This window comes from Streptomyces sp. NPDC048436 (assembly GCF_043200355.1).
Lineage (GTDB): Bacteria > Actinomycetota > Actinomycetes > Streptomycetales > Streptomycetaceae > Streptomyces.
In genome coordinates this window covers 450,491-463,324 of record NZ_JBICXP010000002.1, presented here as the reverse complement: position 1 = coordinate 463,324, position 12,834 = coordinate 450,491, and the positions used below count along the sequence as shown (strand labels likewise).

Here is a 12,834-nt window from a genome sequence, read left to right as displayed (position 1 = left end):
GGAAATGTCTGCATTTGCACGATAATGTGACCGCATGCTGCAGACCAAGACTCCGCGCCGGGGCACGATTCGACTGACGCGTCGGGGCCGGATCGCCCTGATCGCGACCGGAGCCGCCGTGGCGGTCACCGCCGTTGCGGTGCCGCTGCTGCTTCCGGAGGACAGCACGCACCCCGAGTCACTGACCATCCCGGAGGGCTGGCGCTCGGGCCAGGTGTACGGGGCCGTCGACAAGGCCCTCGGCGTGCCGGCCGGCACCACGAAGAAGACCCTCCCCAAGGCCGCCCTCAAACTCCCCAAGGACGCGGGCGGGAATCCCGAGGGATATCTCTTCCCCGCGACCTATCCCCTCAGCAAACAGTCGACTCCCGCGTCCGTGCTGTCGTACATGGTGGACACGGCCACCAAGAGGTTCGGCACGGGTCAGGTCACCGCGGGCGCCGACCGCAACGCGGTGAACCCTTATCAGACCGTCATCATCGCGAGCATGATCGAGGCCGAGGCGGACTCCAAGGAAGACATGGGGAAGGTGGCCCGCGTCATCTACAACCGTCTCGAACAGGGCATGCCGTTGCAGATGGACTCGACGATCAACTACGCCCTCAACCGGTCGACGCTGCACACCCGTGACAGCGACACGCAGATCAACAGCCCGTTCAACACGTATGTGCGCATGGGCCTGCCCCCCACCCCGATCAGCAACCCCGGCGACGCGGCGATGCACGCGGCGACCAGTCCGCCGCGGGGTGACTGGCTGTACTTCGTGACGGTGAAGCCGGGCGACACCCGCTTCACGTCGAACTTCGAGGAGCAGCAGAAGAACGTGGCGGAGTTCAACAAGCACACCAAGGACAACAAGGAGGATCAGAAGGCGTCCTGAGTCGCACCGAACCGACCGCTCAACCGAAGCCGAGGAGGCGTCGCGTCACACCGTGACCGGCGCCTTCGACAGCAGCCGCTGGATGTCCCGCACGGCCGCGCGCCCGGCGCGATTGGCGCCGATCGTGCTGGCCGAAGGCCCGTACCCCACCAGGTGGACACGGGGATCCGCGGCAGCCCTGGTGCCCTCCAGACGAATCCCGCCCCCGCTCTCGCGCAGCCGCAGCGGCGCCAGGTGCTCGATCGCGGGCCGGAACCCGGTCGCCCAGAGGATGACGTCGGCATCGACGCGCCGCCCGTCGTCCCACTCGACCCCGCGTGGCGTGATCCGGTCGAACATGGGAAGCCGGTCAAGGACCCCGTCGGCCCGCGCCCGGCGGATCGCGTCGTTCAGGGGAAGCCCCGTCACCGACACCACGCTCTGCGGCGCGAGCCCCTGCCGGACCCGCTCCTCCACCAGCGCGACCGCGGCCCGCCCGCTGTTCTCGTCGAACGGTCCCTCGCGGAAGACGGGCTCCCGCCGCGTGACCCAGGTGGTCTCGGCGGCGTACGGAGCGATCTCCATCAGATGCTGCGTGCCGGACGCCCCGCCGCCCACGACGATCACCCGCTGCCCCTTGAAGGCCTCGGGACCGGGATAGACCGCCGTGTGCAACTGCCGCCCGCGGAAGGTGTCCTGCCCCGGATAGCGCGGCCAGAAGGGCCGGTCCCACGTGCCCGTCGCGTTGATCAGCGCACGCGTCGACCAGGTCCCGGCCGAGGTCTCGACGAGCAGCCGACCGTCCTTGCCTTCCCGCACTCTGTGTACGTCCACGGGGCGCCGCACGCGCAGATCGAAGCGCCGCTCGTACGCGTCGAAGTAGCCGGCGATGACCTCCGACGAGGGCCGCTCGGGATCGCCGTCGGTCAGCTCCATGCCCGGCAGCGCGTGCATCCCATGCACCTTGCCGTACGTCAGCGACGGCCACCGGAACTGCCACGCGCCGCCGGGCCGGGGCGAGTGGTCGAGGACGACGAAGTCCCGTTCCGGCTCGAATCCGGCCCGGCGCAGGTGATAGGCGCTGGACAGGCCTGCCTGCCCGGCGCCTATGACGACCACGTCCACGTCCGCTTCGCGTGCGGCTTCCCGAACCCCGATATCGTTCACGTTTCTACTAACTCCACCGGGGTCCGGGATCTTCCCGCGTCGAGGCCTGAGCGGCGTCCGGGTCAGCGCCCGCCGCCCACGAGGAGCGGCGCACCGCCGGGAGCGGAGGCGGGACGACCGTTGGCCGCGGGCACCGAGGCCAGCTGCGACGCCGGGATGCGGGGCAGCAGGCCGCGCGCCGCCAGGTCCGGGATCACGCCCTCGCCGAACCAGTACGCCTCCTCCAGATGCGGGTAGCCGGACAGCACGAAGTGCTCGACGCCGAGCGCGTGGTATTCCTCGATCCGGTCCGCGACATCGGCGTGGCTGCCGACGAGAGCGGTGCCCGCGCCGCCCCGCACGAGGCCGACGCCGGCCCACAGGTTCGGCGAGATCTCCAGGTCGTCACGGGAGCCGCCGTGCAGGGCGAGCATCCGCTGCTGGCCGACGGACTCGCTGCGGCCGAGCGCCTGCTGGGCGGCGGCGATGGTATCCGGGTCGAGGTCGTCGAGCAGCCGGTTCGCGGTGGCCCACGCCTCGGCGGCGGAGTCACGCGAGATGGTGTGCAGCCGGATCCCGAAGCGGACCGTGCGCCCCTGCTCCTCGGCGAGCCCGCGGATCCAGTCGATCTTCTGCTTGACCTGCTCCGGCGGCTCACCCCACGTCAGATACACGTCCGCGTGCCGCGCCGCGACAGGCCCGGCCGCCGCGGACGAACCACCGAAGAAGACCTCGGGCAGCGGGTCCGGCGGCAGCGCGGTGAGCCCGCCCTCCACCTGGTAATGCTCACCGGCGAAGTCGAAGGGCTTTCCGCCCCACACTCCTCGTACGACGGACAGGAACTCGTCCGTACGGGCATAACGGCGATCGTGGTCGAGATGATCACCGAAGCGCCGCTGCTCGGTCGAGTCACCGCCCGTGACGACGTTCAGGAGCAGCCGTCCGCGCGTGATGCGCTGATACGTGGCCGCCATCTGGGCGGCGAGCACGGGGGAGATGACACCGGGACGGAACGCGACGAGGAACTTGAGCCGCTCCGTGTGCTGGGCGAGCGCGACCGTCGTCAGCCAGGCGTCCTCGCACCAGGTACCCGTGGGCGTCAGCACCGCCTCGAAGCCCACCTGCTCGGCCGCCTTGGCGATCTGGATCAGATAGTCGATGTCGGGAGCCCGCACCCCGCTGACCGGAGTGACACGGGAACGCTTGATGCCGCCGTCGGTGTAGGCGTGCCGGTCGACGAGGGTACGGCCGTCGCCGCCGGTCGGCAGGAACCAGTTTAGGTGGACGGTCATGGTCAGGACTCCTTGTCGTACGTACGCGGCTTGCTGGTCGAGGGCGGCAGATCGCCGTTGAAGCGGGTGTCGACGAAGTCACCGAAATCGACGCGGCGCGGAATCAGCTTCAGCTCGGTGAAGCTGTCCGCGATCTCCTGTTCGGACGTGACCACGTTCTTGTCCACGGCGACAGGGACCCGCGTGCCGTTGCTGCGCTTGACGGCGGCGAGGGCCACCTCGTAGGGCAGGCCGGTGTCCTTCGCCCAGACCTTCGCCCACGCCTCGGGGTGTTCGTAGACCCAGGCCTGCGCCTTGCGCAGCCGCCTGAGGTAGTCGTCGATCGCCGCGGACTTCTTCTTGTCCTTGAGCGCGCCCGGCGCCGCCACCTGGAAGTTGAGACCGTTCACCAGGCCGTCGCCGTCGGTCAGGACACGGCCCTGCTTGCCCTCGAGGACCTGTGAGGTGTACGGGTCCCAGACGGACCAGGCGTCCACCTTGCCGCTGGTGAACGCGGCCAGCGCGTCGGCCGGCTGCAGATACTTGACGTTGACGTCCTTGAAGCCGAGCCCGGCCTCCTTGAGGGATGCGATCAGCTGGTAGTGCGCCGACGAACCCTGCGCCACGGCAACGGACTTGCCCTTGAGGTCCTTGGCCTTCTTCAGGGGCGAGCCGTTCGGGACGAGGATCGCCTCGCCCGCGGCGGTGCCGTGGGTCGCGGCCACCACGGAGATCTTCGAGTCGGCACCGGCGGCGAAGACGGGCGGCGTGTTGCCGACGGCGCCGATGTCCACGGCCTTGGCGTTGACGGCTTCCAGGAGGGGCGGGCCGGACGTGAAGGTGGACCAGCGGATCTTGTAGTTCAGGTCGTCGAGTTCCCCTGCCGCGCGCAGCACGGCTTCCGAACCGCCCTTCTGGTCACCGACGTTGAGGGTGAGCGAGCCCTTCCCGTCGGTGCCGCCGCCCGAGCCGGCGGACGAGGTGCTCGCGGAGGTGGAGCCGGAGCAGGCGGCGAGCAGCAGGGCCAGGGGGAGGAGCAGGGCGGGGGCGGCGAGGTGTCGTCGCATGGTGAGTCCGTTCGGTGTGTTCGTTCACGAGGGCGGGGCCGGTGGTTCGGTGGGATCAGGCGGCTGCCACCTCGGTGGCCTGCGCGGGGGCGTCGTGCGCGTCGACGCCGAGGCGCCGCAGGAGTTCGGTGCGCAGCTCGGCGAAGCGCGGATCGGTGATGCCGCGCGGCCGGTCGATGTCGATCTCGGTCTCGTACGCGATGACCCCCTCGTCCATGACGAGCACCCGGTCGGCGAGGAGCACGGCTTCTTCGACGTCGTGCGTGACCAGCAGCACGGCGCAGCCGCGGCGCTGCCACAGTTCGTCGACGAGGAGCTGGGCCTTGATGCGGGTGAGCGCGTCGAGCGCGCCGAACGGTTCGTCGAGCAGCAGCAGATCGGGCTCGCGTACCAGGGCGCGGGCCAGCGAGGCACGCTGGGCTTCGCCGCCGGACAGCGTCTTCGGCCAGGCGTTCGCACGGTGCTTCAGGCCGACCTCCTCCAACGCCCGCTCGGCGAGGGCCCGTTCGGGCTTGCCCTTGAGGCCGAGCAGTACGTTGCGCCACACGCGCTTCCAGGGCATGAGCCGCGGTGCCTGGAACGCGACGGCCTTGCGGCGCGGTACGAGGACGGTCCCCTCGATGTCCCGGTCGAGTCCGGCGAGGATGCGCAGCAGGGTCGACTTGCCGCAGCCGCTGCGTCCGAGCAGCGCCACGAACTCGCCCGGCCGCACGTCGAGGTCGAGGCGATCGATGACGGCACGCCCGTCGAAGGCACGGGTGAGGCCTTCGACTCGTACGGCCGAAGTGCGCTGTGGGGCGGGTGCCTTGGGGGTCACCGGCCGGTGAACGTCGGTCGCCATTGCAACAGCAGCCTTTCGAGGGTGCGGACGATGAAGTCGGCGATGAGGCCGAGGAAGGCGTAGACGATGAGGCAGACGACGATCACGTCGGTCCGCAGGAAGTCACGCGCCTGGACCATCAGGAAGCCGATCCCCGAGTCCGCGTTGATCTGTTCGGCGAAGACGAGGGCGAGCCAGGCGATGCCGAGGGAGTAGCGCAGCCCCGTCATCGCCGCGGGCAGGGCGCCGGGCAGGATGACGTGCCGCACGAGCCCCCACCGGCAGAGCCCGAGGGACTCCCCGGCCTCGATGAGCTGCGAGTCGACCCCGCGGATCCCCGCGTACACGTTGAGATAGAGGGGGAAGGAGACGCCCAGCGTGATGATGGCGACCTTGGGCGCCTCGCCGATGCCGAACCAGATGATGAACAGCGGGATGAGCCCGACGAACGGCACCGTACGCAGCATCTGCACGCTGGCGTCGACGAGATCCTCACCGATGCGAAACAGCCCGGAGACGAGCGCGAGCGACGTCCCGACGACGACACCGAGCAACAGCCCCACCGCGACCCGCTGCAGCGACACCCCCATGGCGGAGGTCAGCGAACCGTCCCCGATGAGGTCTCGGGCGACACCGGCGATGGTCCCCGGCGAGGCGAGTACGTCCTTCGTCAACACCCCTGTGGAGCTGAGGAGTTGCCACAGGGCGAGGAGGGCGAGAGGGCCGGAGGTGCGGCGCAGCCAGCGGGGGACGCGGGTGCGGCGGGTGGAGGACGGGACGATGGGGACGAGGTCGGATTCGCCGGACCCGGGCGGGGTGGCGCCGGGGGAATCGGCGACGACAGATTTCGATATTCCGGAGATGTCCGACTCGGAATCGGGCGGGGCATGGCTGATGCTCATGGTGCTCCACGGCAGGAGGGAGGGGCGCCTGAAGCGAATGCCCGAAGATCTACACGCGGGATGGCGAAATCAACCGCGCGAAGGCGACAGGGCAGGCAAAGGCGAGGGGGGAAAGCCAGGAAGTGCGGGCTGAGGGAGTGTCAGCAGCCGCGACGACACGCAGCAGAAGCCACCCGCAGCAGGTCGATGTGACCGCGCGTGGTGAGCAGAGCTGAACGCAACATGCCGCTGAACGTAGCGAGATCGTCCGCGCACGGTCAATGGCGTCTCGAAAGGCGGACGCCACGTACCAGCACTTGGGAGCGAGGTGAGGGACGATGGACCCATGTCCGACGCTTTCACCACCCGTGTCCTGAACGTCACCACCGGCTCCACGGAGACGGTCGCCGACCTCACCCACGACTGCGAGAGCTTCCTGCGGGAAGCCGCGAGCGGCCGCGACGGCCTGCTCAACATCTTCGTCCCCCACGCCACCGCGGGCATCGCGATCCTGGAAACAGGCGCGGGCAGCGACAACGACCTGCTGGCCGCGCTGCACACGCTGCTCCCGGCGGACGACCGCTGGCAACACCGGCACGGCACACCGGGCCACGGCCGTGACCACGTCCTGCCGGCACTGGTGGCACCGCACGCGACGCTGCCGGTGCTCGGGGGCCGCCTTGAGCTGGGGACGTGGCAGTCGGTGTGCCTGGTGGACACGAACCGGGACAATCCTGACCGCCAGGTGCGGTTGAGCTTCCTCGGCTAGTCACCTCTGCCCAGGAAGCGGCAGCGGAATTTCACTCTGCGCGGGGCTGGGCCGGGATGTCGAGGAGGGCGAGGAAGGCGGTTGCCGCGGGGGTGCGGCTGGTCCGGCTCCAGGTGACGTACTCGACGCGGGCCGGTGCGTCAGTGACCTCGACGGTGGTGACGCCGGTGAGTTGAGGCGCGTAGGCGGCGGGGAGCATGGCGATGGCGAGGCTCTGTGCGACGAGCCGCGCGATGTAGTCGGCGGTGGTCACCTCGAAGGCGACGTCCCGGCTGAGGCCGGCGGCTGAGAAGGCCTGGTCGGACTGGACGCGTCCGGCTGTGCCTTCCGGAAGGTCCACGAACACCTCGGAGGAGAGCCTGCGGAGGTCGACGGCCGGCTCGTCGGCGAGCGCGTGGTCCGGTGCGACCACGGCCACGAGTCGGTCACGGGCGAGTTCGTGGGCCGCGACGCCTTGGGGCCGCGCCGTGGTCGGAAGCCCGAGGAAGGCCGCGTCGAGGGCTCCCTGCTTGATCTGCTCGACGAGGTCGTCACTCGCGCCCACCCGCAAGCTGATGCGCACATGCGGGTACCGCCTGCGGAAGTCACGCAGCGCACCTGGGATGTCGACCGCGGTGACCGTGGGAATCAGGCCGACGGCGAGCCGGCCGCGCACCTCGCCGACCGCTGCGGCGACCTCGGCGGCGGCGCGTTCGGCGGCGTCCAGACACTGGCGGGCGGCCGGGAGGAACGCCTCGCCGGCCGGCGTAAGCCGCACCCGGCGGCTGGTGCGCTCGAAAAGCCTCGCGCCGAGCTCCTTCTCCAGGCGGGCGATCTGATGGCTGAGGGCGGACTGGACGACCAGGCACCGCTCGGCGGCCCGGGTGAAGTTGTTCGTCTCCGCGACCGCGACGACATAGCGCATCTGTTGGAGCTCCATACATCTATCTTAGATAGAGATGGATGAGGTGAAAAACATGTGTTGGACTCATTGGTCGCGGGCGGGCGAGACTCCGAGGCATGACAAGTCCAGCGATACCCAGGGTCTCTGGCGGGGCGAGCAGCGGTGTCCCCCGTGGAAATCTCCCGCGCACTTTCCTGACGGCGCTCACGCCCATGGTGTGGGGCACCACCTATGTCGTCACCACCGAGCTCCTCCCGCAGGGGCACCCGCTGTTCGCGGGCCTCCTGCGCGCGCTGCCCGCCGGCCTGATCGCCCTGGCCCTCACCCGGACGCTGCCGCGCGGCGCCTGGTGGGGAAAGGCGGCGGTACTCGGCGTGCTGAACATCGGGCTGTGCTTCCCGCTGCTGTTCATCGCGGCCGAACGCCTGCCGGGCGGCGCTGCCGCCACCCTGGCGGCGGTCCAGCCGCTCATCGTCGCCTTCCTGGTCGTGGCGGTCCTCCGCGAGGCCCTGTCCGTGTGGCGCCTCGCCTGGGGGGTGGCGGGTGTCGTAGGCGTCGGCCTGGTGGTGATCGGACCGGACGCGGCACTCGACATGGTCGGGGTCGCGGCCGGCCTGGCGAGCGCGGCCTCGATGGCGCTCGGGGTGACGCTCACCAAGCGCTGGGGGCGGCCCGCCGACGCCGGACCCACCGCTGTCGCCGGCTGGCAGCTCACCGCCGGAGGCCTCTTCCTGGTGCCCGTCACCTTCCTTGTCGAGGGGGCGCCTCCCGCGATCGACCTGCCCGCCGCCCTCGGCTACCTCTGGCTCGGCCTGGTGGGTGGTCTGCTCGCCTACGTCCTGTGGTTCCGCGGCATCACCACCTTGCCCGTCACCTCTGTCGCGGTCCTCGTCCTGCTCTCGCCGCTGGTCGCCGCCGTGCTCGGCGTCGTCCTGCTCGGCCAGACGCTCGGCCCGGTCCAACTCGTGGGGTTCGGCCTCTCACTCGCCGCGATCGTCGCGGGACAGCTGCCCGCACCGGCCGCACCCGCCAAACCCGCCACACCATGACCTCGTTGAAAGGATCTCGCGGTGTCGAACAAGAAGATTGTCCTGGTCACGGGTGCGACTGGCGGTCAGGGCGGCGCAGTTGCCCGTCGGCTGCTCGCCAGCGGATGGGCGGTGCGCGCCCTCGTCCGTGACCCGGATCAGCCGGGGGCCAAGAACCTCAAGGCGCTCGGCGCGGAACTGTTCGCCGGCGACCTCAACGCCCCGGGGTCGCTGCTCGCGGCAGCGCGGGACGTGTACGGCGTCTTCAGCGTCCAGCCCGCGGACCTGATCCACCCGGACCCCGAAGCCGAGGTGCGGCAGGGCAAGAACGTCGCCGACGCGGCCAAGGCCGCGGGCGCCGCACACCTGGTCTACAGCTCGGTCGGCGCCGCCGGCCGCGAGTCCGGTGTCGCGCACTTCGAGAGCAAAGCGGAGATCGAGGCGCACATCGATGCTCTCGCAGTGCCCGCGACAGTGCTGCGCCCGGTGTTCTTCATGGAGAACTGGCCGTACATGGTGCCGGAGGCGCAGAACGGCGAGCGAGTGGGTTCGATCGCGCTGGACGCGGACACCTCCCTGCAGATGATCGCTCTGAGCGACATAGGCCGGATCAGCGCCGAAGTATTCGGCAACCCCGCAGAGTTCATCGGCGAGAAGATCGAGATCGCCGGTGACGAGCTGACCGTGCGGCAGATCGCCGAGGCGTTCTCCAGGGCCGACGGCATCCCGACCCGCTTCGAGCGGCAGCCGATCGACGAGCTGCGATCCGGGGCCGGGGAGCTGGCGAACATGTTCGACTGGCTCAGCGAAGAGGGGTACGAGGCCGACATCACCGCGCTCCGCGAACGGCACCCGGAGCTGCTGACCCTGGAGGTGTGGCTGCGCGGAAACCGGTGAGGGGGCGCCGGCCGGTGGGGCGTCATCCTTTGACCTCGGGCGCGGCCCTGGCGGATGACGCCCCGTCCGGTTCACCAGGTCTTGCCGGCCTGTTCCCGGATCGTGCGGTTGATGCTGTTGAAGAAGTTGGTCAGCGCGATCTCCAGGACGATCGTGGAGAGCTGTTCCTCGCTGAAGTGATCGGCGACGGCGTCCCAGATCTCGTCGGTGACACCCGCCGCGCCGTCCTGGATACGGGTGGCCGCCTCGGTCAGGGCGAGCGCCGCCCGCTCCTCGTCGGTGTAGAAGGGCGTCTCGCGCCACGCGACCACGCCGTGCAGCCGCTCGTCCGTCTCCCCGGCCTTCTTCGCCCCCTCGATACCGGCGAAAACGCACGGCGAGCAGCCGTTGATCTGGCTGGCGCGCAGGTGGACAAGGGACAGCAGGCGCTGGTCGACACCCCCGGCGGCAATCGCCTTGTAGAGGTGCTGGATCGCGGTCACCACATCGGGATTCGCCGTGCTCTTCATGCGTGCTTCCATCGGTCCTGCTCCTTCATCGGTTACGTGAGCCCGTGCGGGCCCGTCATCACCCATGACGGAGCAGATCTGAGGAAGGTAACTACATGTCCGACTCCAGTTCGGCGGAGCCGCTGGCCGAGGCGTTCGAGGCTCAGGGAGACCGGCTGCGCTCGGTCGCCTACCGCATGCTCGGATCGCACACCGACGCCGAGGACGTGGTCCAGGAGGCGTGGCTGCGTCTCTCCCGCCAGGAACCGGCGACCATCCATAACCTCGCCGGCTGGCTGACCACGGTGGTCGGCCGCATCAGCCTGGACGTCCTGCGGGCGCGTCAGGCTCGCCCCGAAGCGGCCCTTGACGACGGTCTGCCCGAGCTCGTGGTGACGCTCGACGACGGCCCTGCTCCCGAGGACGACGCGGTGCTCGCCGACTCGGTAGGGCTCGCGCTCCTCGTCGTCCTGGAGTCGCTCCGGCCGGACGAACGCCTGACGTTCGTGCTGCACGACCTGTTCGCGGTGCCGTTCGACGAGATCGGCAAGATCCTCGGCAAGTCGACCGATGCCGCCAAGATGCTCGCCAGCCGTGCCCGCAGGAAGGTGCGGTCGACGGAGCGGCCGGCAGGCGGCGGACGGGAGCAGCGCGAGGTGGTCCAGGCGTTCCTGGCGGCGGCTCGGCGCGGCGAATTCGAGGAGTTGCTGCGGGTGCTCGACCCCGAGGTGAGACTGACCGTGGACACACCCGGCGGAGTGGTCGTCGCCATCGGTGCGACCAAGGTCGCTGCCGGCGCGCGGCTGGCCGCCGGCGCGGCCACGCTGGGGCGAGCGGCGTTCGTCAACGGCCTTCCCGGGGTCATTTCCTGGAGCGAGGACGGCACCCCGCTCTCGGTCCTCGCGTTCACCGTCGTCGACGGCCGGATCACCGCCATCACGGCCGCGGTCGACCCGGCCAAGCTCGCGCGGATGGAGCTGCCGGACCCGGCGTGAGCCGCTGCCGAGGGTGATCGGCTCCCGCTCCACCGGCCCATGCCTCGCGCCGTTCCGCCGGACAGCCGCACGTTCCTCCTCCTTGGCGGTGAAGTCGTCCACGTGCGTGCCCTGTCGTAAGGGCGCGCGCTCGACCTCCGCCCTGCGCTCCTCACCAGTGCGGGGTATTTTGTCCACGTTTCTAACGATTTTATGTTAGGTGGGCGATGGTCAAGACCCTGAACGTTCCGCTCGTCGAGACGGAGCGTCGCGGCCCGATGCCGGCCGTCCGCACTCAGGGCCGCACCGGGGGCCAGTGGTGGCCGGCCGCCGTGGCGGTCGGCTTTACGTTGGTCCAACTGGCGCTGGTGCGGCCCGGGATGGGCCTCGGCTGGGACGAGACCGTGTACGTCAGCCAGGTCAGCGGGCACGCCCCGGCGGCCTTCTTCAGCGCACCCCGCTCCCGCGGGATCTCACTGCTGGTCGCGCCCATCGCCTCGTGGTCGTCGTCCACCTCACTCCTGAGGGTCTATCTCGCCCTGCTGTCCGGACTCGGCCTGTTCCTGGCCCTTCGTGCCTGGCGCGGACTCTTTCCCGTACGGGTGGTGGCCCTCGCCGGTGCGCTGTTCGCGACGCTCTGGGTGACCGTGTTCTACGGCCCGGAGGTCATGCCCAACTACTGGGTCGCGATCGGCGCCCTGGCCGCCGTCGGCCACCTCCTGCGCGCCCAGGCGGACCGCTTCGACCGGGCCGCGCTGTGGGGCGTGGGCGCGAGCGTGGGGCTGATGGCGTGGATGCGGCCCACCGACGCCGTCTGGGTGAGCCTCCCCCTGTTCGCCGTACTGGTCTGCGTCCGCCGCTGGTGGCGGCCACGACTGCTGGCTGCGCTCTCCGTGGGGCTGGCGAGCGGGGCGGTCGCGTGGGTCGTCGAGGCGTACGCCGGTTTCGGGGGACTGAGCGCGCGGCTGGCCGACGCCTCCCGGATCCAGGGGGGACTTGGCTGGAACATCGCCGTCCTCGATCAGCTGCGCAGTCTGCGCGGTCAGACCCTGTGTCGTCCGTGCAGCAGCTCACTTCCGGGCCCGGAGGTGATCGCCTGGTGGTTCGCCCTGCCGTTGCTCGCCGCGCTCGGTCTTGTGGTCGCGGTCAGGGCCCGGCGCACCGCACGCACACTCCTGCCGCTGGCCTGCGCCACGACGGCGAGCATCCCGTACCTGTTCATGATCGGCTACGCCGCGCCGCGCTTCCTGCTGCCCTTCTACGCGCTGCTCGCCATCCCGGTCGCCGACGCCCTCACCCACCTGGTCACATCCGCGCGTGGAGCATGGCGGCCGGTGGTCGTGACGTCGATGGCGCTGGCCCTTGTGGGTCATCTTGCCGTGCAGTACGCGGTGCTGGAGGGCGCCGTTGACCGCTCCACCGCGGGCCGCCAGGCCTGGGCCCGTACGGCGTCCGAGCTCCACCGCATCGGCGTACGGCCGCCGTGCGTGCTGACCGGGGAGGAGGCGCTCCCGATCGCGTTCTACGCCGGGTGCTCCTCCGCCCAGGCGTACGGCCACAACGCCAGCACCACTCGGGCGGACCTGCTACGGACCGCACAGCACACGCCGACGGCCAGCCTCACCGCGGCTCAGGACGAGCCGCCGGGCTACGCCCACGACTGGCCGTCCCACCGGTTCGGCGACCTTCGCATCCATGTGAGCCCCGCGGTACGGGCATCGAACCGGGGCTGACTTTTCCGCCGGGTGCCG

14 protein-coding genes are annotated in these 12,834 nt (G+C 70.3%); 6 read left to right on the top strand and 8 right to left on the bottom strand.

The genetic code is table 11. The features are described 5' to 3' along the window. Positions 1-37 precede the first annotated feature (37 nt). Positions 38-880, top strand: a complete 843-nt coding sequence (mltG, locus tag ACGFX9_RS08645) for an endolytic transglycosylase MltG (RefSeq protein ID WP_393468293.1) — start codon at positions 38-40, stop codon at positions 878-880. A 45-nt stretch (positions 881-925) separates the two neighbouring features. Here mltG and ACGFX9_RS08640 read toward each other — a convergent pair whose 3' ends face one another. From ACGFX9_RS08640 to ACGFX9_RS08615, 6 genes are all read right to left on the bottom strand, one after another. Then, entirely contained in the window at positions 926-2,026 is a 1,101-nt protein-coding gene (locus ACGFX9_RS08640; protein ID WP_393466847.1) for an NAD(P)-binding domain-containing protein, read from the bottom strand. 62 nt (positions 2,027-2,088) lie between these two features. Next, on the bottom strand, positions 2,089-3,297 hold the full coding sequence (locus tag ACGFX9_RS08635) for an LLM class flavin-dependent oxidoreductase (RefSeq protein ID WP_393466844.1): 1,209 nt from the start codon (positions 3,295-3,297) through the stop codon (positions 2,089-2,091). 2 nt (positions 3,298-3,299) lie between these two features. Next, on the bottom strand, positions 3,300-4,343 hold the full coding sequence (locus tag ACGFX9_RS08630) for an ABC transporter substrate-binding protein (RefSeq protein ID WP_393466842.1): 1,044 nt from the start codon (positions 4,341-4,343) through the stop codon (positions 3,300-3,302). Between the two features lie 55 nt (positions 4,344-4,398). Beyond that, positions 4,399-5,184 carry an ABC transporter ATP-binding protein gene (locus tag ACGFX9_RS08625; protein WP_393466838.1) on the bottom strand — a complete coding sequence of 262 codons (786 nt, stop codon included), beginning with the start codon at positions 5,182-5,184 and terminating at the stop codon, positions 4,399-4,401. After that, positions 5,157-6,065: an ABC transporter permease gene (locus tag ACGFX9_RS08620; protein WP_393466835.1), complete on the bottom strand. Its 909-nt coding sequence runs from the start codon at positions 6,063-6,065 to the stop codon at positions 5,157-5,159. Before ACGFX9_RS08620 ends, ACGFX9_RS08625 begins: the two co-directional genes overlap by 28 nt. Before the next feature lie 140 nt (positions 6,066-6,205). Continuing rightward, positions 6,206-6,289, bottom strand: a complete 84-nt coding sequence (locus ACGFX9_RS08615; RefSeq protein ID WP_349817350.1) for a putative leader peptide — start codon at positions 6,287-6,289, stop codon at positions 6,206-6,208. Positions 6,290-6,390: 101 nt separating this feature from the next. On the opposite strand from ACGFX9_RS08615, the gene ACGFX9_RS08610 reads away from it, so the two are divergent. Beyond that, positions 6,391-6,813 carry a secondary thiamine-phosphate synthase enzyme YjbQ gene (locus tag ACGFX9_RS08610; protein WP_393466833.1) on the top strand — a complete coding sequence of 141 codons (423 nt, stop codon included), beginning with the start codon at positions 6,391-6,393 and terminating at the stop codon, positions 6,811-6,813. A gap of 31 nt (positions 6,814-6,844) precedes the next feature. Here the strand turns inward: ACGFX9_RS08610 and ACGFX9_RS08605 are convergent, their stop codons facing one another. Further along, entirely contained in the window at positions 6,845-7,732 is an 888-nt protein-coding gene (locus ACGFX9_RS08605; RefSeq protein ID WP_393466830.1) for a LysR family transcriptional regulator, read from the bottom strand. 80 nt (positions 7,733-7,812) lie between these two features. Between ACGFX9_RS08605 and ACGFX9_RS08600 the strand changes: the two genes are divergently transcribed. Further along, the gene (locus ACGFX9_RS08600) at positions 7,813-8,745 is read left to right on the top strand and encodes an EamA family transporter (protein ID WP_393466828.1); all 933 of its coding nucleotides are present in this window, start codon (positions 7,813-7,815) and stop codon (positions 8,743-8,745) included. Positions 8,746-8,766: 21 nt separating this feature from the next. Continuing rightward, on the top strand, positions 8,767-9,621 hold the full coding sequence (locus ACGFX9_RS08595; protein WP_393466825.1) for an NmrA/HSCARG family protein: 855 nt from the start codon (positions 8,767-8,769) through the stop codon (positions 9,619-9,621). A gap of 71 nt (positions 9,622-9,692) precedes the next feature. On the opposite strand, the gene ACGFX9_RS08590 is transcribed toward ACGFX9_RS08595, so the two are convergent. Further along, positions 9,693-10,142, bottom strand: a complete 450-nt coding sequence (locus tag ACGFX9_RS08590) for a carboxymuconolactone decarboxylase family protein (RefSeq protein ID WP_393466823.1) — start codon at positions 10,140-10,142, stop codon at positions 9,693-9,695. Between the two features lie 83 nt (positions 10,143-10,225). Here ACGFX9_RS08590 and ACGFX9_RS08585 point away from each other — a divergent pair, with 83 nt between their 5' ends. Both ACGFX9_RS08585 and ACGFX9_RS08580 read left to right on the top strand, forming a co-directional pair. Beyond that, entirely contained in the window at positions 10,226-11,104 is an 879-nt protein-coding gene (locus ACGFX9_RS08585) for a sigma-70 family RNA polymerase sigma factor (RefSeq protein ID WP_393466820.1), read from the top strand. A 206-nt stretch (positions 11,105-11,310) separates the two neighbouring features. Then, positions 11,311-12,816, top strand: a complete 1,506-nt coding sequence (locus ACGFX9_RS08580) for a hypothetical protein (protein WP_393466817.1) — start codon at positions 11,311-11,313, stop codon at positions 12,814-12,816. Positions 12,817-12,834 lie beyond the last annotated feature (18 nt).